Genomic DNA, 22,338 nt, shown 5'->3' on the forward strand with positions numbered 1-22,338 from the left:
TATGAGCATGACAAAAAACAAACTCTCCGCCTCCCGCGTGCTGGTCGTTGGCGATGTGATGCTGGACCGCTATTGGTACGGCGCCGTGGATCGCATCTCCCCCGAGGCTCCGGTACCCGTGGTGCGCATCACCCATGAAGAAGAGCGCTGTGGCGGTGCCGCCAACGTGGCCTTTAATGCCGCCACCCTAGGCGCACAGGCCTCGCTGTTGACCGTTGTGGGCAATGACGAAGCCAGCCACAAGTTGGAGGCCCTGGTCGCCAAAACCGGTATCCGCACCCACTTCGGGCGGGACTCCGACCTCAAGACCACGGTCAAGTTGCGGGTCATCGGGCGCCAGCAACAACTGATCCGGCTCGATTTTGAAAACACCCCGAAAAACGAAGTACTGGCGACCCAGACCGCCACCTTCACCCGGCTGTTGGCAGAGCACGATGCAATTTTGTTCTCCGACTACGGCAAGGGCGGCCTCGCCCACGTGAGCGACATGATTGCCGGAGCCCGTGCGGCAGGCAAGCCGATTTTTATCGACCCCAAGGGCAGCGACTATTCGCGCTACCAGCAGGCGACGGTGATCACGCCCAACCGCGCGGAGTTGCAACAAGTGATCGGCGCGTGGGCCACCGAAGACGAGCTGCACACCAAAGTACACGCCTTGCGCCAGCAACTGCAACTCGATGCCGTGTTGCTCACCCGCAGCGAAGAGGGCATGACCCTGTTTGATGCCGACGGCCATCTGCATGTCAGCGCCCAAGCGCGGGAAGTATTTGATGTCACCGGCGCAGGCGATACCGTGATCGCCACCATGGCCACCCTGGTGGGCGCAGGCATGCGCTTGCGCGACGCCGTGCCCCTTGCCAATCGGGCGGGCGGCATTGTGGTGGGTAAATTCGGCACCGCAACGGTGTCTTATGAGGAGCTTTTTGTATGACACGCATCGTGGTCACCGGCGCGGCCGGTTTCATTGGCAGCAACATCATTGCCGGGCTCAATGCCCGCGGCATGACGGACATCATTGCGGTCGACGACCTCAAGCAAGGCGACAAATTCCGCAATCTGGTCGACCTCAAGATTGCCGACTATGTCGACATGGATACCTTTTACGACGAGTTCGCCGCCGGCCACTACGGCCAGGTCGAAGCGGTGTTCCATGAAGGAGCCTGCAGCGACACTATGGAACAAGACGGCAAGTACATGATGGCCAACAACTACACGCTGTCTTGGCACCTGTTCCAAGCCTGCCAGAAGCGTGGCGCCCGGCTGTTGTATGCATCGAGTGCCGCCACTTATGGCGGCTCCGACACCTTCCGCGAAGACCCCGCCTTTGAGGCGCCGCTCAATGTGTATGGCTATTCCAAGCTGCTGTTCGACCAACGCATGCGCCGCGAGTGTGGTGCGAATTTTGAGCGCACCAAGGCTGGCCGCACCCACCAGGTGGTGGGCTTCCGTTATTTCAACGTCTACGGCCCCCGCGAGCAGCACAAGGGCCGCATGGCCAGTGTGGCATTCCACCAATTCAACCAGTTCAACGCAGAAGGCAAGGTCAAGCTCTTCGGCGAATACGGTGGCTACCCGCAAGGCGGCCAGATGCGCGACTTTGTGTTCATTGACGATGTGGTGGCGGTCAACCTCTGGTTCTTCGACCATCCGGCCCAAAGCGGTATCTTCAACCTCGGCTCCGGCCGCGCACAACCGTTCAACGACGTAGCCAGCTCGGTGGTCAATGCCATGCGACGCCTGCGCGGCGAATCCGCATTGCCATTGGATGACATCGCCCAGCAAGGGCTGGTGGAATACGTGCCCTTCCCTGATGCGCTGCGCGGCAAATACCAGTGCTACACCCAGGCCGACCTGACCGCTCTGCGCGCGACCGGCTGCGACCACACCTTCGCCGATGTGCAAACCGGCGTGAGCCGGTATGTGGACTGGCTCGCCAGCCGCAAAGCCTGACAACCGCACTGGAACTGCTGATGAGCCACTTGCCCACACGCACCCGCCTTCAGCGCGGAGCGCTCAGCTTGCTAACGGTGTTGCTGATGGGAACGAGCGCAGCCCACGCACTGGAACTGAACCAGGCCACCGAGGCACAACTCGATGGCCTGCGCGGCCTCGGCCCCAGCAGCACCGCCCGCATTCTGAAAGCCCGTGAGAGCGGCGCCTTTCATGACTGGGGCGACTTCATGGCCCGGGTCAAAGGCATCAAGCCGCCAACTGCGACCAAACTGTCCAGCCAAGGGCTGACGGTCAACGGCGCCGCTTTTACTGCGCCAGAGAAATGATGTTGTCGGTAGTCGCTATCTGTCTGGGTGCATGCACCGGTGCGCTGGCGCGCTGGCAACTCGGCCTCTGGCTGAACCCGGTTGCCACGGCGGGCACGGTGCTGCCTTGGGGCACCCTGGCTGCCAACCTGATCGGCGGGTATTTGATCGGCATTTGTGTGGCCGTCTTTCAAGCCATGCCACAGCTGGACCCGGCGTGGCGCCTGGCGCTCGTCACCGGTTTTTTGGGGGCACTCACCACCTTCTCCAGCTTCTCTGCAGAGGTGGTGGCCATGCTCGGCCAACAGCGCTACCTGCTCGCCTTGGGCACGGCGGCAATTCACCTGCTGGGCTCTTTAGCCCTGACACTGGCCGGCCTGCGCACCGCTACATTTTTTATAGCTACCCGCGCATGATTTTCGGGCGCTACAGCTGCTTTTGATTGAAAAAGACGGCGCTGGCACACGCGCACCGCCAGCCCCATCCAGTGCCTCGTCGGCACCGCTACCCCATCGTTTACCCCTAGCCTGTCTGTCAGGGTTTGTTCAGCCGCAAAAGGGGGGGTAAGGCTTAGACTCCGTAGGTTCTTGATACGCGCCTGTGCTTGCCCGCGCACGGCATTGGGATAACTACAAACGGAGACACCATGGCAGCCCTGCTCTCACTGTCCAGGCTGATCGATATGGTCAGCACCTGGGTCGGCAAACTCACCATGTGGCTGATTTTGGCCACTACCTTGATCAGCGCTGGCAACGCACTGGTCCGCAAGTTCTTCAACGTCAGCTCCAACGGTTTGCTGGAAATCCAGTGGTACCTGTTTGCGGCTGTTTTCATGTTGGGCGCAGGCTATGGCTTGTTGAAGAACTCGCATGTCCGCATCGACTTCATCTCCACCAAACTGAGTGACCGCACCCGCAACTGGGTCGATGTGGGCGGAATCATTTTGGTTCTGTTCCCCTTCTGCGCCATCAGCATCTCGCTCGGCTGGCCGTTTTTCATGCAAGCCTTGGCGAGCGGTGAAATGTCGCAAAACGCCGGTGGCCTGATCCGCTGGCCCGCCTATGTGTTGATTCCGCTGGGCTTTGCGCTGCTGATGCTGCAGGGTGTGTCGGAACTGATCAAGCGTCTCGCATTCCTCACCGGCAACGGCCCCGATGTCTTGAGCAGCGAAGACTCCAAATCTGACGACCAGAAGAAGCTCGAAGAGCTCGAAGCCCAAACCGCCAAGCTGTTGGCTGGAGACAAATAAATGCAAACCACGCTCTTGGCACAACAGTTTGTGCCCCTGATGTTTATCACGCTGTTCATCGTTCTGTTGACCGGCTTTCCTGTGGCCTTCGGCCTGGCCGCTACGGGCTTGGCACTGGGCTTTGTGGGTATCGAGGCCGGCATTTTCCCGGCCGCCTTGTTCCAGGCCTTGCCGCTGCGTATCTTCGGCATCATGCAAAACGACACCTTGCTGGCGATTCCGTTTTTCACCTTCATGGGGATTATTCTGGAACGCTCCGGCATGGCAGAAGACCTGCTGGAAACCGTAGGCCAGGTGTTCGGCCCCGTGCGCGGTGGCGTGGCGATTGCCGTGATTCTGGTGGGCGCCTTGTTGGCGGCTACCACCGGTGTGGTGGCTGCTGCTGTGATTTCCATGGGCTTGATTTCCTTGCCCGTGATGCTGCGCTACGGCTACAGCCGCACAATTGCAACTGGCACGATCACCGCCTCGGGCACTTTGGCCCAAGCGATTCCACCGTCACTGGTGTTGATCGTACTGGCCGACCAGTTGGGCCGCTCGGTGGGCGACATGTACTCCGGCGCTTTGATTCCTGGTTTGCTGCTGGTGGGCTTGTACATTTCCTTCATTGTTGCGGTGGCCATCTTCAAGCCGGACATGGTGCCCGCATTGCCTCCTGAAGCCCTGCTGTACAAGGAAGACAACGGCGCCTCCGGCCACAAGTCTTTGCTGGCCCTGGTGCTGGTCTGTGCTGGTGTGGGTTACGCATGGGCGCAAGTGCATGACGGCCTGCTGACCAAGTGGCTCGAGCGTGCAACCCCTTCTGCCGGCGATGAAATCGTCATCCTGTCGCTGACTTTGGCGTCTTTGACCGGCTTGGCATTGGCCATCATCAACCGTGTTACCAAATTAGGCCTGTTGTCCAAACTGGCAGAGCAGGTCACCTTTGTGCTGATGCCTCCGCTGATCTTGATCTTCTTGGTGCTGGGCACGATCTTCTTGGGCGTTGCCACTCCCACAGAAGGTGGCGCGATGGGTGCTTTGGGCGCATTGATTCTGGCCTTCGGCAAGAAGCGCCTCGACACACCGCTGTTGAAGCAAGCGCTGGAAAACACCGCCAAGCTCGCATCGTTCGTGTTGTTCATTTTGATCGGCTCCACCGTATTCAGCTTCACCTTCAACGCGGCCGACGGTCACATCTGGGTCGAGCACTTGTTTGACAAGATTCCAGGCGGCGCCTGGGGCTTCCTGGTGGTGGTGAACATTCTGGTGTTCATCTTGGGCTGTTTCATCGACTTCTTTGAAATCGCCTTCATCGTGATCCCGTTGCTGGCACCGGTGGCCGAGAAGATCTTGCCCGGCTTGGTGCCCGGCATGACACCTGACCAGGCCATGATCTGGTTTGGTGTGATCATCGCGATGAACCTGCAGACCTCGTTCCTCACGCCACCGTTCGGTTTTGCGTTGTTCTACTTGCGCAGCGTGGCCGCCAAGTTCGACTACAAAGACCGTGTGACCGGCAAACTGATTCCGTCGGTCAAGACCATCGAGATCTACAAAGGCTCGATCGCCTTCATCATCTTGCAGTTGATCATGGTGGTGGCGGTGATTGCATTCCCGACCTTGGTGACCGGTGGTATCGAGAAAGTCGAGTCACTGAGCGCTGACCAGATCATGGAACAGCTTGATGCACCGAAAGCGGAAGAAGCATCAGACCCATTGGCCGGCATGGACACCGGTGCCAAGGATGCACCAGCAGCACCTGCTGCTGATGCTGCTGCGGAAGAAGATCCGATGAAAGCACTCGAGGATGCTGCCAAGGACGCTGCGAAGAAGCCGTAACGCACCCTGAAGCACAAACCCCCAAGGCCGGAGCAGCGCACGCTGCTCCGGCCTTTTTCATGGGCGCCCATCAGGCTCTGCTATCACTGGGGTCCCGGAACTGCTCCCTGCTCCCTGCTCCCTGCTCCCTGCTCCCTGCTCCCTGCTCCCTGCTCCCTGCTCCCTGCTCCCTGCTCCCTGCTCCCTGCTCCCTGCTCCCTGCTCCCTGCTCCCTGCTCCCTGCTCCCTGCTACCAGACCCCGCCGCTTCAAGCTGCTGCGCTCTGGCTCTGGCTCTGGCTCTGGCTCTGGCTCTGGCTCTGGCTCTGGCTCTGGCTCTGGCTCTGGCTCTGGCCGGGCAATGGTCAGCGCTGAGGCTTACACACACCAGCACTACGTAGATAACCTGATCGCCACACGCGGGCAATCATTCAGGCAACTCTGCGCCAAACACTCCAACCCGTGCCCCGCATACGGCATGGTGGACCCCAGTGACTTTGGTAGCAGCAGTCGCCCCCACCAGACAAAAAAAAGCCCCGCAGAGCGGGGCTTTTGGAGCGGGTCAAACGCGAGCTGGATTACAGCTTTTGTGCCTGCATGAAGCTGTCGAAACGCGCTTCAGTGAAGCGGAACCACAGGTTCTGGTCCTTGCGGAAGGCTGCGTAGTCGTCGTAGACCTTTTTCCAGTTGGGGTTCTTGGCGCTGATTTCTGCGTACAGAGCCATGGACTCTTTGAACGCCAAGTCCAGCACGTCTTTCGGGAAAGGCATGACCTTGACTTTGGCACCCACCAGCTCTTTCAGAGCCTTGGGGTTGCGGGCGTCGTACTTGGCTTGCATTTCCACGTGCGCGTAGGCTGCAGCTGTTTCGACGATGGCCTTGTTTTCAGGCGACAGGGCAGCAAAGGCTTTGTCGTTAATGAAGAAGTCCAACTGGGGACCGCCTTCCCACCAGCCGGGGTAGTAGTAGAACGGAGCCACTTTGCCGAAGCCCAGCTTCTGGTCATCGTAAGGACCGACCCACTCTGCCGCGTCAATCGTGCCTTTTTCCAGCGCGGTGTAGATTTCGCCACCGGGGATGTTTTGTGGCACACCGCCCATGCGTTCAATCACTTTACCGGCGAAGCCGCCCACGCGGAACTTCAAGCCTTTGATGTCTGCTGCAGACTTGATTTCTTTACGGTACCAGCCGCCCATTTGCGCGCCGGTGTTGCCGCCAGGGAAGTTGACGATGTTGTACTTGGCGTAGAACTCGCGCATCAGCTTGCCGCCGTTGCCTTCGTACATCCAGGCGGTCATTTGACGGCTGTTCAGGCCGAAAGGAATCGCGCAACCCAAGGCAAAGGTTTCGTCCTTGCCGAAGAAGTAATAAGGAGCGGTGTGGGCCATTTCCACGGTGCCGTTCTGCACACCGTCTACCACGCCGAATGCGGGCATCAACTCGCCGCCTGCGTGGGTAGTGATGGTGAACTTGCCGCCCGACATTTCGCCCACTTTTTTGGCGAACACATCTGCTGCGCCAAAAATAGTGTCCAGCGCCTTAGGGAAGCTGGAAGCCAGGCGCCAACGGATGGCGGCCTGCGCATGCACTGCGGGGGCTGCGCCTGCAGCCAAGACGCCGGCGATGCCTGCGTTTTTGATAATTGAACGACGATCCATTCGCTTTACTCCGGTAATTGTGTTGTAACCAGCTTGGGGGGCAATAGTGTCGCCCCTCAAGGACTCTGATAGTCAAGCGCGATTGTAGGAAGGCGGGTGCCGTCAATCGTGGGGGTTTTCCCTCGGCAAGTGCCCTCGGCACACGGGGTCTTCAGCTTCTTGCAAGCCTGGCGACGACCCTCGTGCGTGGAGATGACGGCCAACTTACACGATACCCACCAAATGGGTCAGCAAAGGACCGAAACGCTGGCGGATGGACGCCTGAATACCTGCCGCATCCAAGCCCTGCAAACGCAACAAATGCGCCGGGTCGCCGTGCTCAATGAACTCGTCGGCCAGGCCTAGTTGCAGCACTGGCAAGGTCACACCGGCGGCGTGCAGGGCTTCCATCACGGCAGAGCCTGCGCCCCCCATGGTGGCGCCCTCTTCCACCGTGACCAGCGCACTGTGGGTGGCTGCGATTTGCAGCAACAAATCGACATCCAAGGGCTTGGCCCAGCGCATGTTGACCACCGTCAAGCCCAGCGCCTCTGCGGCAGCCAGAGCCGGGTGGAGCAAGGTGCCGAAGGCCAGAATCGCGATCTCGCTGCCCTGCTTGCGGATTTCACCTTTGCCGAAAGGCAAGCCTTCCAAAGACGGCGACACCGGCACACCGGCACCACTGCCGCGCGGGTAGCGCACGGCTACCGGGTGATTTTGGGCAAACGCGGTGCTAAGGAGCTGGCGGCACTCGTTTTCGTCGGCCGGGCAGGCAATGCTCATGTTGGGAACGCAGCGCAAAAACGGAATGTCATACGCCCCCGCGTGGGTTGCCCCATCGGCACCCACCAAGCCTGCGCGGTCCAGTGCAAACACCACCGGCAGGTTTTGAAGGGCCACGTCGTGGATCAGCTGGTCATAAGCGCGCTGCAAAAAGGTGGAGTAAATCGCCACCACCGGCTTGAGCCCTTCAGTCGCCAGCCCGCCGGCAAAGGTCACCGCGTGCTGCTCCGCAATGCCGACATCGAAATAGCGCGCAGGAAAGCGCTTTTCAAACTCAACCATGCCGGAGCCTTCGCGCATGGCGGGGGTAATGCCTACCAAACGCTCGTCGGCCGCTGCGGTATCGCACAGCCACTGGCCGAAAACCTGGGTAAACGTGGTTTTGCCCGGTGTGGCGGGTTTGACCAGCCCCACCGCAGGATCAAACTTGCCGGGGCCGTGGTAGGCGACCGGATCGGCCTCGGCCAACTTGTAGCCTTGGCCCTTCTTGGTCACCACGTGCAGGAACTGGGGTCCCTTGAGGTGCTTGATGTTTTCCAGCGTCGGGATCAGAGAGTCGAGGTCGTGGCCATCGATCGGGCCGATGTAGTTGAACCCGAACTTCTCAAACAAAGTCGCTGGGACCACCATGCCCTTGGCGTGTTCTTCCAGCCGCTTGGCCAGCTCAAACAAGGGGGGCGCGCCCTTGAGCACGCTCTTGCCCACATTTTTGGCGGCTGCATAAAACTGGCCGCTCATCAGTTGGGCCAGATAGCGATTGAGCGCGCCCACCGGCGGGCTGATGCTCATGTCGTTGTCGTTCAAGATCACGAGCAGGCGGCAGTCTTCCACACCTGCATTGTTCATGGCCTCAAACGCCATGCCAGCCGTCATGGCGCCATCGCCGATCACGGCGACGGAGTAGCGGTCTTCGCCCTTGATGCGGGAGGCCAGCGCCATGCCCAGCGCCGCAGAAATCGAGGTGCTGGAGTGGGCGGTACCGAAGGTGTCGTATTCACTCTCCTCGCGGCGCGGGAAACCCGAGAGCCCGCCGAACTGGCGCAGGCTCTGCATCCGGTCGCGCCGGCCGGTCAAGATTTTGTGCGGATAGGTCTGGTGGCCCACATCCCACACGATCCGGTCATTCGGCGTGTTGAACACATAGTGCAGGGCGACGGTGAGCTCCACAGTACCGAGGTTGGAGCTCAGGTGCCCACCGGTACCGGCCACGCTATGCAGCAGAAACTGGCGCAGCTCGTCGGCCAGGGCTTGCAGCTGCGGGCGCTGCAAACGGCGCATGGCAGCGGGGTCGTTGATCGTGGACAACAGGGGCGCTGCAGAGAGATTATTTGGTGACATTTGCTATTCTTTTAGTAGCTACTTGCGCACACTCCATGAGCGCCAGAGGCATTTTTTACATATTCAATAAGCCCGGTCCACCACCATGCCGGCCAAGGCTTGCAACGCTGCGGTGTTGTGCAAACCACTGGTTTGCAGCGCCTGCAGCGCTTGCTCATGGAGGGAGCGTGCGTAATTGCGGCTGGCTTCCAGCCCCATCAGGGAGACATAGGTGGGCTTGTCGTTGTCTGCGTCTTTGCCAGCGGTTTTACCCAGGGTGGCCGAGTCGGCCGTCACATCCAGAATGTCATCGACCACTTGGAACGCCAAGCCGATGGCAGCACCATAGGCCTCCAGTGCGGCCAGCACATTCGCCGGGGGTTGCGCGCACTGCGCACCCATCACCACACTGCCCTGCAGCAAGGCACCGGTTTTGAGCTGATGCATTTCACGCAACTGGCTCTCGGTGAGGGGCAAACCCACACTCGCCAGATCGATGGCCTGCCCGCCTGCCATGCCCGCACTGCCAGCCGCGCGGGCCAGCAAACCGCACAAACGGGCCTGCACCACACAGGGCACCGATCCGTCTTGCGGGGTCAGGAACTCAAAGGCTAAGGCCTGCAAGGCGTCACCAGCCAACAAGGCACTGGCTTCACCAAACTGCACATGCACCGTGGGCTTGCCGCGGCGCAACACATCGTTGTCCATGCAAGGCATGTCGTCGTGTACTAACGAATACGCGTGAATCAGCTCGACCGCGCAGGCAGCCCGCAAGGCACCCGCATCACACTGGTGCCCCAGCGGCGCTACGGCCTCGTGGGCGGCCAGAACAAGCAGTGGGCGCAAGCGCTTGCCGCCATCGAGCACCGCGTAGCGCATGGCGTCCACCAGCGCGGCCGGCGCGCCATGGTCTTCGCCTTGGGGCACCTCTGCGGTGATCCAGGTGTCCAGCGCGCGCTCCACGCGGTCCAGACGCTCGCGCATCCACAGGTCCAGGTCAAAAGGGTTCAAGGGTTTGGCCTCTGCGCTCATTGCGGCTTCCAGGGCTTCAAGACCCCGTCGTCGAGGACCTTGATTTGCTCCTCCACGGCTTGCAGCTTGTCACGACAGTGCTGTAGCAGCGCGGCACCGCGCTGGTAGCTGGTGAGCAATTGGTCCAAAGGCAGGTCGCCGGACTCGAGCCGGCCGACCAACGCTTCGAGCTCCAACATGGACGCTTCATAGGTATCCGGGAGGGGCAGCTTCAGGGCTTCGTGAGAGGGGGTACTGGCCTTGGGCATGAAAGAGGTACTTGTAATCAAAGTGCAATTTTAGGCGCATCAGACTGCCGCCAACGGAACTAGAGACAGCCGCCTAGCGCGGAGGATGGGTACAATCGCCCCTCCCGCTTCCGGCCACCCGCATCTGGGCTGGCCGGCTCCCATTCACCGCGCACTATGGTGCATCCCCCTGTGGGGAGTCTTTAGGTCAGGTCACCCATGTCTGATTTAAGTCTTCAACTGCAGCAGGCGAACAGCCAACTACCAGTTTCAAGCTACTTTGACCCGGCGCTCTACGCGCTTGAAATGCAAAGTATCTTTCAGCAAGGGCCCCGTTATGTGGGGCACTCTTTGAGCGTCCCCAACGTGGGGGACTACTACGCCCTGCCCCAAGAAAAAGAAGGCCGGGCCCTCGTGCGCAATGCCGGTGGCATTGAACTGATCTCTAATGTCTGCCGCCACCGCCAAGCTGTGATGCTCAAGGGGCGTGGCTCACTCACCCACAGCGGCAACCAAGTGCAAAGCGGCAACATTGTGTGCCCGCTGCATCGCTGGACCTACAGCGGCGCCCACGCCGGCCAGAACGGCAGCCAAAGCGGTACGCTGATCGGTGCGCCCCACTTCGCCCACGACCCATGCTTGAACCTCAACAACTACAAGTTGCAAGAGTGGAACGGCCTGCTGTTTGAAGACCACCGCGCCAACGGCGGTGTGGATGTGGCCGCCCAACTCGCGAACATGGGCCCGCGTGCCGACCTGAGCTTTGAGGGCTACGTGCTCGATAAGGTGGAAATGCACGAGTGCAACTACAACTGGAAGACGTTTATTGAGGTGTACCTCGAGGACTACCACGTAGGCCCCTTCCACCCCGGCTTGGGCCAGTTTGTGACTTGCGACGACCTGCGCTGGGAGTTCAAGGACAACTACTCGGTGCAGACCGTGGGCGTGGCCAACCGCCTCGGCAAGGCCGGCAGCCCCACCTATGAGCGCTGGCACAAGGCCCTGCTGGGCTACCGCAACAACGTGCCCCCGCAGTACGGCGCCATCTGGCTCACCTACTACCCCCACATCATGGTGGAGTGGTACCCGCATGTGTTGACCGTGTCCACCCTGTTCCCGATGGGCGTGAACAAGACCATGAACATGGTGGAGTTCTACTACCCCGAAGAAATTGCCGCCTTTGAGCGCGAGTTCGTGGAAGCCCAGCAGGCCGCTTACATGGAAACTTGCATCGAAGACGACGAGATCGGCGAACGCATGGACGCAGGCCGCCGCGCCTTGTTTGACCGCGGCGACAACGAAGTTGGCCCCTACCAAAGCCCTATGGAAGACGGCATGCAGCACTTCCACGAGTGGTACCGGGGCAAGCTGGGCAGCGCGGTCGGCGGCTGAACACTTACTATCAAAAACATAGCTGCTCGCGCACATTCCATGAGCGCCAGCAGCTCTTTTTATTGCTAAACACCTATGCAAGCTCTCTGGATGGTTCTGGCTTCGTTCTGGTTCGCGCTGATGGCGGTGGGCATCAAATATGCCTCCAACAGCTTCGGCACCTTTGAGCTGGTGTTTTACCGGGGCCTAGTGAGCATTGTGTTCATGGGCATTGTGGTGCGGGCCAGCGGCTCCAGCCTGCGCACCCCGGTGCCCATGATGCATGTGTGGCGCAGCACCATCGGTGTGGTGTCTCTGGGCAGCTGGTTTTACGCCATCGCGCACTTGCCCCTGGCCACTGCCATGACCCTGAACTACATGAGCGGTGTGTGGGTGGCTGCCTTTGTGGTGGGTGGTGCGCTGCTCTACGGCAAAGAGCAACCCCAGGGCGCGCTCCTGGGTACCGTGCTGATGGGTTTTGTGGGTGTGGTCATGACCCTGCGCCCCACCATCGACCAGAACCAGCTGTTTGCCGGGCTGATCGGCCTGCTGTCGGGGCTGGGCGCTGCCTTGGCCTATATGCAAGTCACGGCGTTGGGCAAAGCCGGCGAGCCCGAAGAGCGCACCGTGTTTTACTTTTCAGTCGGCAGCGCGTTGGTGGGTGCAGCCGGCATGATTTTTACCGGCGTCACCCCCTGGAGTGAAGTCGCGTGGCAAGACGCCGCTTGGGTGGTGCCAATCGGCATTCTGGCGTCCATGGGGCAGTGGTGCATGACCCGCGCCTACCGCAAGGGCGCCACGCTGGTGGTGGCCAGCATGCAGTATTCAGGCATTGTGTTTGGCGTGATCTTCAGCTTGGTGCTGTTTGGCGACCAAATCCCTGTGCTGGGCTGGGTCGGCATTGCAGTGATAGTCTCTAGCGGCATATTGGCTACCATCCTGCGAACTCGCTTGATGCCCCACACCCCAGCCGAAGAACACTGACATGGCCTACACCACCCTGATCTCCGTCGCCCAACTCCAAGCCCTGCAAGCCAGCGCTACGCCCGCAGTCGTCTTTGACTGCAGCTGCGACCTGATGCAGCCTGCACAAGGCCCGGCCCAATATGCCGAGAGTCATATTGCAGGCGCGCTCTACGCACATTTGGACAACAACTTGAGCGCCAAGGGCGACCCGGAGGTTACCGGCGCACAGTCGGGCGGGCGCCACCCGCTGCCCGCACGTGAAAAGTTCGCCCAGTGGCTGGGTAGCGTGGGCCTGAAAAATACCGACCAGGTGGTGGTGTACGACCGCCAGGGCGCCAACTACTGCGGCCGCCTGTGGTGGATGCTCAAATGGCTGGGTCACGCCAACGTGGCGGTGCTGGACGGTGGCTTTCAGGCCTGGCAGGCCGCAGGCGGTGCAGTGGCCAGCGGCGAAGAGCCAGCGCGCACACCAAGCACCTTTGCGGTCGCCGATGCGCTGGTCGCTTTGCGCAGCAGCGATCAGGTGCTGGCCAACCTAGGCAAGCCCACCCAACAGGTGCTGGATGCCCGCGGCGCGCCTCGCTTCCGCGGTGAAGTTGAGCCGATTGATCCAGTCGCTGGGCACATTCCCGGCGCCTTGAACCGGGTGTTCAGCAATAACCTGGGCGCCGATGGTTTCTTCAAGCCGGCAGCTGTGCTGCGCGCCGAGTTCGAGGCTCTGCTGGGCCAGCGCCAGCCGGAACATGTGGTGCACCATTGCGGTAGCGGTGTGAGTGCAGTGCCCAACATCCTCGCCATGGAAATTGCCGGCCTGCCGGGTAGTGCCTTGTTTGCCGGCAGCTGGAGCGAGTGGTGCAACCGGCCGGGCTTCCCGGTAGCGCAAGGCTGAACCACGGCTTACACTGAGCCGCCATGAGCCTGCTCAAACTCAGCCTTCCCGCACAGCGCATGGCCACCGATGTGGTCATGTGTGTGGCCTTGGCATCGGCAGGTCTATTGATGACCGCTACGGTGTACGACTACCTCCGCGAGGCGGATCTGCTGCGAAGCTTCGAGCGGCGCAATGCACTTGCCGAAACCGTAGTCGCGGCCCTGGACCGGGACGCCACGGCAACCTTAGAGGCGGTGCGCGGTACAGCGCTGCTCGCAGAAATGATGCCCGGCATGACCGGCCTCCAGTTTGAGGCCTACGCCCGCAGACTGCAGGGGATTCACTCCTCGATTGCCTCACTCCAGTGGGAGCGGTTCACCAGCAATGGTGGCTACATTTTTCCGCCCAACCGCTCGGGCTGGACCGGGCGGGCTGCCGGGCAACTGGAAGAGGCACAAAAAGACGCCCGTATTGTGGGCACGCCGATCGCGACCGGCCCTTTTGCTTTGCCGGAAACCTCCCGGACTGGCGTTGCACTGACGGTCCCTGTATACGAGCGAGTGCCGGGAGTCGCGGGCACCAACCGCCACATCGGCTTTATCAATGCCTTGATCGACACCACCGAGCTGAGCCGGCACGCCACCTTCCAAGCCAAGTCCGCAGCCTCTGAACTGCTGATCACAGAACGCAGCGAGGAAGACCGCAACCTACAGGTGTACTCCGGCCTGAGTGACCCTGAACATCGCGCAGGGCATGATGACGAAGGCCTACGCCCCGAGAAGGCCGATCACCTGCTGGAGTTGAGCTTTGGCAGCAGAAACTGGCAGGTATTGATCCACCCTGTGGATGAAAAAGCCGCCGGCCCGCTGCACCGCGAAACACTGGCCTTGGTGGTGGGGTTGGTGCTGACCGCGCTGCTCACCTTCTTGCTCGCCCGCAGCCAACAAAGCCGGCGGCAAACAGAGGAAGCTACCGAGCAGGAAAAGCTGCTGCGCGATGAGTTGCTGGCCGAACAATCCCGCCTCAAAGAGGTGGTGGAGAGCACCGGTGTGGCGATCTGGGAATACGACCTGACCCGCCGCTACCTGAGCGTGAGTGATCGCTGGCATGTGGTGAGCGGCTACACCCGAGAAGAGTTGGGCGAGAACGTTTTCGATACCTGGTACACGTTAGTCCACCCCGATGACAGGCCGTTGATCACCAACCGGTTTGCAACTTTGAGCGAAGTGGGGAGCGACCGCTTCGAGTACGAGTACCGGATGCGGCAGAAAAACGGGCAATGGATGTGGGTGCAATCACTGGCGCACGTGGTTGAGCGAAATGCCGACGGAGTGGTCACCAAAGTGGCAGGCATCAACCTGGAAGTCACCCAGCAGAAAGAAGCGGAAATCCGGATCCATGCCCTGAACGCTTCACTCGAGGCCCAGATGCAAGAGGCACTGGCCCGCAGCGAGGCGCGTGCCACCCTGGGCACCTTGATCGCCAGCGTGTCGCACGAAATGGCCACCCCCATGGGCAACAGCATGATGACGGCCAGCACGCTGATGGCGCAGGCGGTGCAGTTTGATGCGCAACTGGCCGCTGGCAATTTGCGGCGCTCGGAGCTCAACGCCTTCGTGGCGGGCGTCAAAGACGGCAATACCTTGCTTATGCGCAACCTGGAGCGCGCCGTGGCCTTGTTGAAAAACTTCCGCCAAGTGGCCGCAGACCAAGCCAGCGAGCAACGCCGCAGCTTCGATTTGCGCCAGGGTCTACAAGAAGTGCTGGCCACCTTGGCACCCAGCCTGAAGCGCCATAGCCACAAGGTGCATTTGGATGCCCCGGACGGCATCGAGATGGAGAGCTACCCCGGCCCCATCGGGCAGGTCATCATCAACCTGATCAACAACGCCTATTTGCACGCCTTTGATGGCATGGAACATGGCGAAGTGCACATCAAGGCAACGCCGAGCACCACCACGGTGACCCTGCAAATCAGCGACAACGGTCGCGGCATTGCGCCGGAGACGCTGGAAAAAATGTTCCAGCCGTTTTTCAGCACCCGCATTGGCCAAGGGGGCACGGGCCTGGGCATGTCGATCGTTGAAAACCTCGTAAAAGCCACCTTGGGTGGCAGCCTCGAGGTGCAGTCGACGGTCGGGCAAGGTACGACGGTCACCATCACCTTGCCATTGACCGCGCCCCAACCTACCCCTGAAGAAGACGCAGGGTAGCCCGGCGCACCCGGGTTTTAAAACCCGAAGCGGGAACCCGCGCCCAGTAAAGTTGCCACGCCCAGCACCGCGAAGATGGCCGCCGCAATCGAGTGCACCAGCTTCATCGGGATCTTGTTGGCGAGCTTGTCTCCGGCAAACACTGCCGGCACGTCGGCAATCAACATGCCCAGAGTGGTACCGATGACCACCATCACCGGCGCAGCGTAGTGGGCGGCCATGGCCACAGTCGCAATCTGGGTCTTGTCGCCCATTTCGGCCAAAAAGAAGGTGATCAGTGTCGCGCCGAACACCCCGAAGCGGCCTGCAATCTGGGTTTCTTCGTCTTCAATCTTGTCGGGAATCAGCGTCCAGATCGCCATGCCCAGGAAGGATGCACCGAGCACCCAGCGCAACACTTCGGGACTGATGGCGGAGGTGATCCAAGCGCCCAAGGCACCGGCCAGGCCGTGGTTCACGATAGTGGCAGCCAGAATGCCCAGCACGATGGGCAAAGGCTTTTTGAAGCGTGCCGCGAGGATGAAGGCGAGGAGTTGGGTTTTGTCACCGATTTCGGCCAGAGCGACCACACCGGTAGAGACGAGAAGGGATTCCATGAGCACGAGTTCCAAGGCCGGTAAAAGACAAATGACCACGGCACATCACCGGCCAAGGCGGATGTGCGGTGGTCAAAGGTCTTGCCAAGACTGAACTGCTGGCGCCAGGGTCTTCGGACCCAGTGTGTTGACGCAAGCCTCTTGCGGTGCAAGAGAGGCTACTCCCCAATGACAGAGTGGCTATTGTAAGGGCAAGGCCTCCGCAGCCGGCTTCTCGCGCAACACCCAGCGCTTGAATCGGCCCAACAGGTGCTCCAGATCGTCCACCACCGTGAACACCGATGGGATCACCAAGAGGCTGAGCACGGTGGACGTGATCAGCCCGCCGATGACCGCGACCGCCATCGGACTGCGGAAGCTGCTGTCTGCAGCGCCCCAGCCCACGGCCAGTGGCACCATGCCGGCGCCCATGGCGATGGTGGTCATCACAATCGGCCGAGCACGCTTGTGGCAGGCGTCAATGAGCGCGTCAAACCGGCTCATGGGAGCTGCCACGGGGTGACCATCACTGCCATCGCTACCCCGGCGCGCCAAGATCGCGTACTCCACCAACAGAATCGAGTTCTTGGTCGCAATGCCCATGAGCATGATGAGCCCGATGAGGGACGGCATGGAGAAGCTCTGGTTCACCACCAGCAAGCCCACAAACGCGCCACCCAAGGACAGCGGTAGCGCCGCCAGAATGGTGAAAGGCTGCAAGAAGTCCTTGAACAACAGCACCAGCACGATGTAGATGCACAGCACCCCGGTCAGCATGGCTAGGCCGAAGCTGGCAAACAGCTCGCCCATGACCTCGGCGTCACCCAGCGCGAGTTGTTTCACTCCGGGTGGCAGGTTGGTGATTGAGGGCAGCTTTTGCACCGCCTCGGTCACATCGCCCAGTGGCGCGCCGGAGAGCTCCACTTCAAAGGTGATGTTGCGCGAGCGGTTCAGGCGGTCGATCACCGCAGGGCCACCAGCCACTTCGAGCGTCGCCACTTGGCTGAGCATGACCGGGCCTTTGACGCCGGGCACTGATAGGCGGCCCAGCAGCTCCAGGTCCTGGCGCGCGGAGTCATCCAGCTTCACCACAATCGGCACTTGACGCTGGCTAAGGTTGAGCTTGGCCAGCGACGTGTCGTAGTCACCCACCGTCGCAATGCGCAGGGTCTCGCCAATGGCGGCACTGGTCACACCCAAGTCAGCTGCTTTGGCAAAGTCGGGGCGCACTGCAATTTCAGAGCGGATCAAGCTCGCGCTGGAGGTGATGCTGCCCAAGCCGGGGATGGTGCGCAGGTCACGCTCCACCGCAGCGGCCGCACTGGCCAGGGCCAGGGGGTCTTCGCCGGTCAGCACCAATTGGTACTTCTCGCCGCTTCCGCCCAAGCCCACCTTGCTGCGGATGCCGGGCACTTCGGACATCGCCGCGCGGATGGCGTTTTCAATGCCCTGCTTGCGCGGGCGCTGGCCGCGCTCGGTCAACAACACCGTGAGGGTGGCTTTGCGAACCTCGGTGGTACCTGCAGGCGCAAACGGGTCGGAGCCCGCCGCACCGCCACCGATGGTGGTGTAAATGCTCTGGATGTGATCGACCTTGCCCAGCAACTGGCGGGCATGCTCCGCCGCATCGCGGGTTTGTTTCAAGGTCGAGCCCGGCGGCAGTTCGATGTAGACCTGCGTCTGCGAGTTGTCGTCCGGCGGAATGAAGCCGGTGGGCAACAAGGGGATCAGCATGATGGAGCCCACAAAGAACAAAGCCGCCGCACCCATGGTGATCCAGCGGTGGCGCAGCGCCCAACGGCTGGCGCGAATGTAGGCACCCATCCAAAACGGCTCTTTGTGTTCGCGCGGGCTGCGCTTCATGATGTAGGCAGCCATCATGGGCGTGAGCACCCGTGCCACCACCAGCGAGGCAAACACCGCGAGTGCTGCCGTCCAGCCGAACTGCTTGAAAAACTTGCCGGGAATGCCGCTCATGAATGCGGTCGGCAAAAACACCGCAATCAGGGTGAAGGTGGTCGCCACCACGGCCAGGCCGATTTCGTCGGCCGCTTCCATCGCGGCCTGAAAGGGTGTCTTGCCCATGTTCAGGTGGCGTTCGATGTTCTCGACCTCCACAATCGCATCGTCCACCAGCACGCCGATCACCAGCGAGAGCGCTAACAACGTTACGGTGTTGATGGAGAAGCCCAGGTAGGCCATGCCGATGAAGGCGGGAATCGCAGACAAAGGCAAAGCCACCGCCGACACGAAGGTCGCACGCCAGTTGCGCAGGAACAGCCACACCACAATCACCGCCAGCACCGCACCTTCGTACAGCATGGTCATGGACGCATCAAACTCTTCGGCCACGGGCTTCACAAAGTCAAACGCGTAGGTGAGTTCAATATCAGGGTGCTGGGCTTTGAGCTCTTCGAGCGCTGCATTCACTGCAGCGCCGACTTCCACCTCGCTGGCACCTTTGCTGCGGGTGATCTCAAACCCCACCACCGGCACACCGTTGAGTAGCGCGGCAGCGCGCGGCTCAGCGATGGTGTCTTTGACGGTGGCCACTTGGTCGAGGCGCACACGTTGGCCGTTGGACAGCGTCAGCTCCAGATTGGCCAGCTCTTCGGCGGTCTTGACAGTGGCCAATGTGCGCATCGGCTGCTCGCTGCCGCCCAGGTCGGCACGGCCGCCTGCGCTCTCGGTTTGCACCTGTTTGAGCTGGCGCGAAATGTCGGCCGCGGTAGCGCCCAGGCCTTGCAGTTTCATGGGGTCGAGGGCGACCTCCACCTCGCGGGTGACCCCGCCCACGCGTACCACCGAGCCCACGCCCTTCACGCCCAGCAGGCGGCGCGAGACGGTGTTGTCCACAAACCAGCTCAGCGCTTCGTCATCCATCTTTTCGGAGCGGATGGTGAGCGCCAGAATCGGCGCGCCCGACAGGTTCACCTTGTTGATCACCGGGTCGCGCACGTCGCTAGGGAGCTCACTGCGCACGCCCTGCACGGCGCTGCGCACTTCGTCCAGCGCTTCTTGCGTAGGCTTCTCCAGGCGGAATTCGGCGGTAATGGAAACGCCACCGTCCTGCACCTTGGTGTAGATGTTTTTCAGACCTTGGATGGACGCAATCGCGTTTTCCAGCTTGCGGGCCACTTCGGTTTCCAGCTGGGCCGGCGCTGCACCGGGCAGGCTGGCCGAGATGGTGATGTTGGGCAGCTCCAGGTCAGGGAACTGCTGCACCTTCATGCTGTTGAAAGCCAGCATGCCGGCGAAGGTCAGCATCACAAAGAGCATAACCGCCGGTATGGGGTTTTTGATCGACCACGAGGAGACATTCATCGGTTTTGCTCCTTATTTCGTAGCTGCTTGCGCAGGCGCTACAGGCGCTACAGCCGCTTTTGGCTTGGAATCTGCAGCGTCCACCACCTTCACGATGTCGCCTTCACTCAGGAAACTGCCGCCGCTGGCCACCAGCTTGTCTTCCGGCTTCACGCCGCTTTGGATTTCGATCTGCTCACCCACCACGCGGCCGGTCTGCACCTTGAGTTGGCTCACCCGGTTGTCGCTGCCCACGCGGTACGCGTAGCTGAAACCGTCGCGCACGAGGACTGCGGTTTGCGGCACGGTAAGTGCCCCGGTGCTGCCCAGCTCGAACTCACCACGGGCATACATGCCGGGTTTGAACGCGCCACCCAGCGACTGGCCGGCCGTCGATGCTGCCAACAAGTCCACATACACCAAGCCATTGCGGGTGGCAGCGTCCACGGTGGGCGCAAGCATGCGCACCTTGCCTTTGGCCTGCACGCCACCGGGCGAGGTGACCAGCACCGTCATGCCGGGTTTGATACGGGCAAACTCCGCCGAGGTCACTTCACCCCGCCACTCCAGCCGCCCTTGGCGGATGAGCTTGAACATTTCGGTGCCAGCCCCCACCACCGCACCCACACTGGCACTGCGGGCAGAGATGATGCCACTGTCGGGCGCGAGCAATTGGGTTTGCTTCAAGCGCAGCAGCTGGGCGTCCAGCTGAGCCTGGGCAGACGCCACGCGCGCCTTGGCGGTGGCCTCTTGCGTGAGGTACTGGTTGATCTGCTGGGCGCTGATGGCGCCGGTGCCCTGCACGGCGCGCGCGCGGTCGCCGTTGGCCAGCGCTTCGGCCGCATTGGCCTGCGCCTCGTTCAGGCTGGCACGCGCCAGCGCCACATCGGCCTGCACGCTTTCAGAGGCAAAGGTCGCCAGCACCTGGCCGCGCTTCACGCTGTCGCCCACACCCGCGTGCAGCTCAGCCACGCGCAGGCCGCTGGCCTCTGAGCCCACGCTGGCTTCCTGCCAGGCGGCGACACCGCCGTTGGCGTAGAGCTTGACAGGCAGCTGGCTGCTCTTGGCCTGCACGGTAGACACGGTCAGCGCAGCTTTGGGCGCAGCAGCGGCCTTGGGGGCATCGGCCGCCTGGGTGCGGGTGGCAAACAGGCCGAGGCCGGCAAGGGTCAGCACACTGGCGGTCAGGAGACCCAGGGTCAGGGGTTTGAAGTGAAATTGGTTCATGGTTTTGCTCTCAAAGAGGTGACAACAAAAAATCGGGGAGTTGTGCGGGAGGTATGCGGGAGTTAGGGGCGTGGCTGATCGGCGGCGCTTGAGGTGGCGTCCGCGTTTAAGCGGTCCGGCTCAAAGCCGCCGCCCAAGGCGCGGTAGAGCGACACCCAGGCGCGGTTGCGTTCCAGTCCCAGCGAGAGCTGGGCTGATTCCGCTGCCAGCGCATTGCGACGTGCGTCTTCCAGCTCCACCAAGCTGGCCAAGCCCTGGCCGTAGCGGGCCTGGGTGGCTGCGAGCGACTCGGCGTAGCCGGCGGTGGCCACAGCGGCTTCTAGCTTGCGGGCATCAGTGCTTTGCAGGTTGACCAGTGCTTCTTCTACTTCGCGCACGGCCTGGCGCACCTTGCCACGGTAGACCGACACGCTTTGCGCATACGCCGCTTCCGCAGACACCACATTGGCCTTGCGCTGGCCGCCGTCAAAGAGTGGCAATGTGACAGCCAAAGGGCCAAAGGACCAGGTGTCCAGATTCGTCTCGCGCCCCATGCTGCTGTAGCGCAGCGCACCCACCGAACCGCTCAGGGTCAGGCGTGGGTAGCGCTGGGCTTTGGCACTGCCCACTTGGGCGCTGGCGACGATCACGTCGCGCTCAGCTGCAAACACATCAGGGCGTTGTGTCAGGGTTTGAGCGGGCACACTTGCTATGGAAACAGGAGCTGCTTGCGCACGTTCCATGGGCGCTACAGCCAGTTTTTTACGCAAATCCTGCTCAGGCAGGCCGGTCAGAGCTACCAGGGCTTTGACGTCAAGATCGCATGCTGTTTGTTGTTGGGTCACGCGGCTGCTGCCATCGGCTGCGCTGGCGCGGGCCAGTGCGGCCACCGAGGGCGCTGCAAAACCGGCTTTGGCATTGAGCTCGGTCAGACGTGCGGTTTCCTGGCGGGAGGCTGCGTCTTTGCGCGCCACACCCAGCAATTGGGTGCAGGTGGCGTAGCTGAAATAAGTGGTGGCCACTTCAGCGGCTACTGACACACGGGCGTCGTGCCACTGGGCCTGGGTGCCCTGAAACTGCGCGTCTGCCGCATTGCTGACGGCGCGGTTGGCGCCCACCAGATCGAGCTCCCAGCTGGCTTGCAGACCTACCGATTGGGTGGTGGCCACTGGCACATCGGGCTGGCTCACGCCACGGCTGGCGCTGACGCTCGCATCCAGCTTGGGCAGCAAAGCGGCGTTGGCGGTGGTGCGCTGCGCGCGGGCGGACTCCACCCTCGCCAGTGCCTGGGCCACATTGGGGCTGACGGCTTGTGCGGCATCGATCAGTTCCACCAACAGCGGGTCGCCCTGCTTCTGCCACCACTGGGCCAGCGAGCCTACGGCCCCTTGGTGGGGCAAAGGAGCCTGCCATTGCAAGGCAGGAGCAGCATCGACTTTGGCTGGCGGCATGACGATGGCGCATCCGCTCAACATCAGTGTGAGCGCCAGTGCCACATAGGCGGGCTTGGGGGTTCGTAAATGCATGGGGT

At 61.6% G+C, this 22,338-nt stretch carries 18 protein-coding genes and 1 riboswitch; of the genes, 10 read left to right on the plus strand and 8 right to left on the minus strand.

All coding sequences use genetic code 11. From position 1 onward, the window contains the following. Nucleotides 1-7 precede the first annotated feature (7 nt). The 6 genes from rfaE1 (at nt 8) to RAE21_RS09345 (ending at nt 5,328) form a co-directional block, all read left to right on the plus strand. Nucleotides 8-931: a D-glycero-beta-D-manno-heptose-7-phosphate kinase gene (gene rfaE1 / locus RAE21_RS09320; RefSeq protein ID WP_428984008.1), complete on the plus strand. Its 924-nt coding sequence runs from the start codon at nt 8-10 to the stop codon at nt 929-931. Further along, a complete protein-coding gene (gene rfaD / locus RAE21_RS09325) occupies nt 928-1,950 on the plus strand; it encodes an ADP-glyceromanno-heptose 6-epimerase (RefSeq protein WP_313881115.1) in 1,023 nt (340 codons plus the stop codon). The genes rfaE1 and rfaD overlap by 4 nt, the downstream gene beginning before the upstream one ends. Before the next feature lie 20 nt (nt 1,951-1,970). Further along, the gene (locus tag RAE21_RS09330; RefSeq protein WP_313881116.1) at nt 1,971-2,279 is read left to right on the plus strand and encodes a ComEA family DNA-binding protein; all 309 of its coding nucleotides are present in this window, start codon (nt 1,971-1,973) and stop codon (nt 2,277-2,279) included. Further along, nucleotides 2,279-2,674: a fluoride efflux transporter CrcB gene (gene crcB / locus RAE21_RS09335; RefSeq protein ID WP_313875673.1), complete on the plus strand. Its 396-nt coding sequence runs from the start codon at nt 2,279-2,281 to the stop codon at nt 2,672-2,674. The genes RAE21_RS09330 and crcB overlap by 1 nt, the downstream gene beginning before the upstream one ends. A gap of 230 nt (nt 2,675-2,904) precedes the next feature. Continuing rightward, entirely contained in the window at nt 2,905-3,507 is a 603-nt protein-coding gene (locus RAE21_RS09340; RefSeq protein WP_313881117.1) for a TRAP transporter small permease subunit, read from the plus strand. After that, on the plus strand, nt 3,508-5,328 hold the full coding sequence (locus RAE21_RS09345) for a TRAP transporter large permease (protein WP_313881118.1): 1,821 nt from the start codon (nt 3,508-3,510) through the stop codon (nt 5,326-5,328). 556 nt (nt 5,329-5,884) lie between these two features. Here RAE21_RS09345 and RAE21_RS09350 read toward each other — a convergent pair. The 4 genes from RAE21_RS09350 to xseB all read right to left on the minus strand — a co-directional run bounded on the left by RAE21_RS09350 (nt 5,885) and on the right by xseB (nt 10,323). After that, nucleotides 5,885-6,964 carry a TRAP transporter substrate-binding protein gene (locus RAE21_RS09350; RefSeq protein WP_313881119.1) on the minus strand — a complete coding sequence of 360 codons (1,080 nt, stop codon included), beginning with the start codon at nt 6,962-6,964 and terminating at the stop codon, nt 5,885-5,887. Nucleotides 6,965-7,168: 204 nt separating this feature from the next. Then, nucleotides 7,169-9,064 carry a 1-deoxy-D-xylulose-5-phosphate synthase gene (gene dxs / locus RAE21_RS09355; RefSeq protein WP_313881120.1) on the minus strand — a complete coding sequence of 632 codons (1,896 nt, stop codon included), beginning with the start codon at nt 9,062-9,064 and terminating at the stop codon, nt 7,169-7,171. Between the two features lie 63 nt (nt 9,065-9,127). Further along, entirely contained in the window at nt 9,128-10,075 is a 948-nt protein-coding gene (locus RAE21_RS09360) for a polyprenyl synthetase family protein (protein ID WP_313881121.1), read from the minus strand. Beyond that, nucleotides 10,072-10,323, minus strand: a complete 252-nt coding sequence (gene xseB / locus RAE21_RS09365; protein WP_313876249.1) for an exodeoxyribonuclease VII small subunit — start codon at nt 10,321-10,323, stop codon at nt 10,072-10,074. Before xseB ends, RAE21_RS09360 begins: the two co-directional genes overlap by 4 nt. A 198-nt stretch (nt 10,324-10,521) precedes the next feature. Here xseB and RAE21_RS09370 point away from each other — a divergent pair, with 198 nt between their 5' ends. From RAE21_RS09370 to RAE21_RS09385, 4 genes are all read left to right on the plus strand, one after another. Next, nucleotides 10,522-11,694 carry an aromatic ring-hydroxylating oxygenase subunit alpha gene (locus RAE21_RS09370; protein ID WP_313881122.1) on the plus strand — a complete coding sequence of 391 codons (1,173 nt, stop codon included), beginning with the start codon at nt 10,522-10,524 and terminating at the stop codon, nt 11,692-11,694. Nucleotides 11,695-11,769: 75 nt separating this feature from the next. Further along, on the plus strand, nt 11,770-12,657 hold the full coding sequence (locus tag RAE21_RS09375; RefSeq protein ID WP_313881123.1) for a DMT family transporter: 888 nt from the start codon (nt 11,770-11,772) through the stop codon (nt 12,655-12,657). A 1-nt stretch (nt 12,658) separates the two neighbouring features. Continuing rightward, the gene (locus tag RAE21_RS09380) at nt 12,659-13,528 is read left to right on the plus strand and encodes a sulfurtransferase (RefSeq protein WP_313881124.1); all 870 of its coding nucleotides are present in this window, start codon (nt 12,659-12,661) and stop codon (nt 13,526-13,528) included. A 23-nt stretch (nt 13,529-13,551) separates the two neighbouring features. Next, the gene (locus RAE21_RS09385; protein ID WP_313881125.1) at nt 13,552-15,723 is read left to right on the plus strand and encodes an ATP-binding protein; all 2,172 of its coding nucleotides are present in this window, start codon (nt 13,552-13,554) and stop codon (nt 15,721-15,723) included. Nucleotides 15,724-15,740: 17 nt separating this feature from the next. Here the strand turns inward: RAE21_RS09385 and RAE21_RS09390 are convergent, their stop codons facing one another. From RAE21_RS09390 to RAE21_RS09405, 4 genes are all read right to left on the minus strand, one after another. After that, nucleotides 15,741-16,319 carry a TMEM165/GDT1 family protein gene (locus tag RAE21_RS09390; protein ID WP_313881126.1) on the minus strand — a complete coding sequence of 193 codons (579 nt, stop codon included), beginning with the start codon at nt 16,317-16,319 and terminating at the stop codon, nt 15,741-15,743. 6 nt (nt 16,320-16,325) lie between these two features. Next, nucleotides 16,326-16,498, minus strand: a riboswitch (yybP-ykoY riboswitch). A gap of 1 nt (nt 16,499) precedes the next feature. Then, nucleotides 16,500-19,622 (minus strand): efflux RND transporter permease subunit, encoded by a 3,123-nt coding sequence (locus RAE21_RS09395; RefSeq protein ID WP_313881127.1) that lies wholly within the window; start codon nt 19,620-19,622, stop codon nt 16,500-16,502. Between the two features lie 12 nt (nt 19,623-19,634). Then, nucleotides 19,635-20,828, minus strand: coding sequence for an efflux RND transporter periplasmic adaptor subunit (locus tag RAE21_RS09400; RefSeq protein WP_313881128.1), 1,194 nt, complete (start codon nt 20,826-20,828; stop codon nt 19,635-19,637). Nucleotides 20,829-20,890: 62 nt separating this feature from the next. Continuing rightward, nucleotides 20,891-22,333, minus strand: coding sequence for an efflux transporter outer membrane subunit (locus tag RAE21_RS09405; RefSeq protein ID WP_313881129.1), 1,443 nt, complete (start codon nt 22,331-22,333; stop codon nt 20,891-20,893). Nucleotides 22,334-22,338 lie beyond the last annotated feature (5 nt).

It is taken from the genome of Rhodoferax potami, from assembly GCF_032193765.1.
GTDB lineage: Bacteria > Pseudomonadota > Gammaproteobacteria > Burkholderiales > Burkholderiaceae_C > Allorhodoferax > Allorhodoferax potami.

What these genes read in the sequence shown, in the direction of transcription:
- RAE21_RS09385 (WP_313881125.1), top strand. Translation starts at nt 13,552, where the DNA reads ATGAGCCTGCTCAAACTCAGCCTTCCCGCACAGCGCATGGCCACCGAT.
- dxs (WP_313881120.1), bottom strand. Translation starts at nt 9,064, where the DNA reads ATGTCACCAAATAATCTCTCTGCAGCGCCCCTGTTGTCCACGATCAAC.
- RAE21_RS09350 (WP_313881119.1), bottom strand. Translation starts at nt 6,964, where the DNA reads ATGGATCGTCGTTCAATTATCAAAAACGCAGGCATCGCCGGCGTCTTG.
- RAE21_RS09330 (WP_313881116.1), top strand. Translation starts at nt 1,971, where the DNA reads ATGAGCCACTTGCCCACACGCACCCGCCTTCAGCGCGGAGCGCTCAGC.
- rfaD (WP_313881115.1), top strand. Translation starts at nt 928, where the DNA reads ATGACACGCATCGTGGTCACCGGCGCGGCCGGTTTCATTGGCAGCAAC.
- xseB (WP_313876249.1), bottom strand. Translation starts at nt 10,323, where the DNA reads ATGCCCAAGGCCAGTACCCCCTCTCACGAAGCCCTGAAGCTGCCCCTC.
- RAE21_RS09380 (WP_313881124.1), top strand. Translation starts at nt 12,659, where the DNA reads ATGGCCTACACCACCCTGATCTCCGTCGCCCAACTCCAAGCCCTGCAA.
- crcB (WP_313875673.1), top strand. Translation starts at nt 2,279, where the DNA reads ATGTTGTCGGTAGTCGCTATCTGTCTGGGTGCATGCACCGGTGCGCTG.
- RAE21_RS09400 (WP_313881128.1), bottom strand. Translation starts at nt 20,828, where the DNA reads ATGAACCAATTTCACTTCAAACCCCTGACCCTGGGTCTCCTGACCGCC.
- RAE21_RS09345 (WP_313881118.1), top strand. Translation starts at nt 3,508, where the DNA reads ATGCAAACCACGCTCTTGGCACAACAGTTTGTGCCCCTGATGTTTATC.
- RAE21_RS09405 (WP_313881129.1), bottom strand. Translation starts at nt 22,333, where the DNA reads ATGCATTTACGAACCCCCAAGCCCGCCTATGTGGCACTGGCGCTCACA.
- RAE21_RS09390 (WP_313881126.1), bottom strand. Translation starts at nt 16,319, where the DNA reads ATGGAATCCCTTCTCGTCTCTACCGGTGTGGTCGCTCTGGCCGAAATC.
- RAE21_RS09360 (WP_313881121.1), bottom strand. Translation starts at nt 10,075, where the DNA reads ATGAGCGCAGAGGCCAAACCCTTGAACCCTTTTGACCTGGACCTGTGG.
- RAE21_RS09395 (WP_313881127.1), bottom strand. Translation starts at nt 19,622, where the DNA reads ATGAATGTCTCCTCGTGGTCGATCAAAAACCCCATACCGGCGGTTATG.
- RAE21_RS09375 (WP_313881123.1), top strand. Translation starts at nt 11,770, where the DNA reads ATGCAAGCTCTCTGGATGGTTCTGGCTTCGTTCTGGTTCGCGCTGATG.
- RAE21_RS09370 (WP_313881122.1), top strand. Translation starts at nt 10,522, where the DNA reads ATGTCTGATTTAAGTCTTCAACTGCAGCAGGCGAACAGCCAACTACCA.
- rfaE1 (WP_428984008.1), top strand. Translation starts at nt 8, where the DNA reads ATGACAAAAAACAAACTCTCCGCCTCCCGCGTGCTGGTCGTTGGCGAT.
- RAE21_RS09340 (WP_313881117.1), top strand. Translation starts at nt 2,905, where the DNA reads ATGGCAGCCCTGCTCTCACTGTCCAGGCTGATCGATATGGTCAGCACC.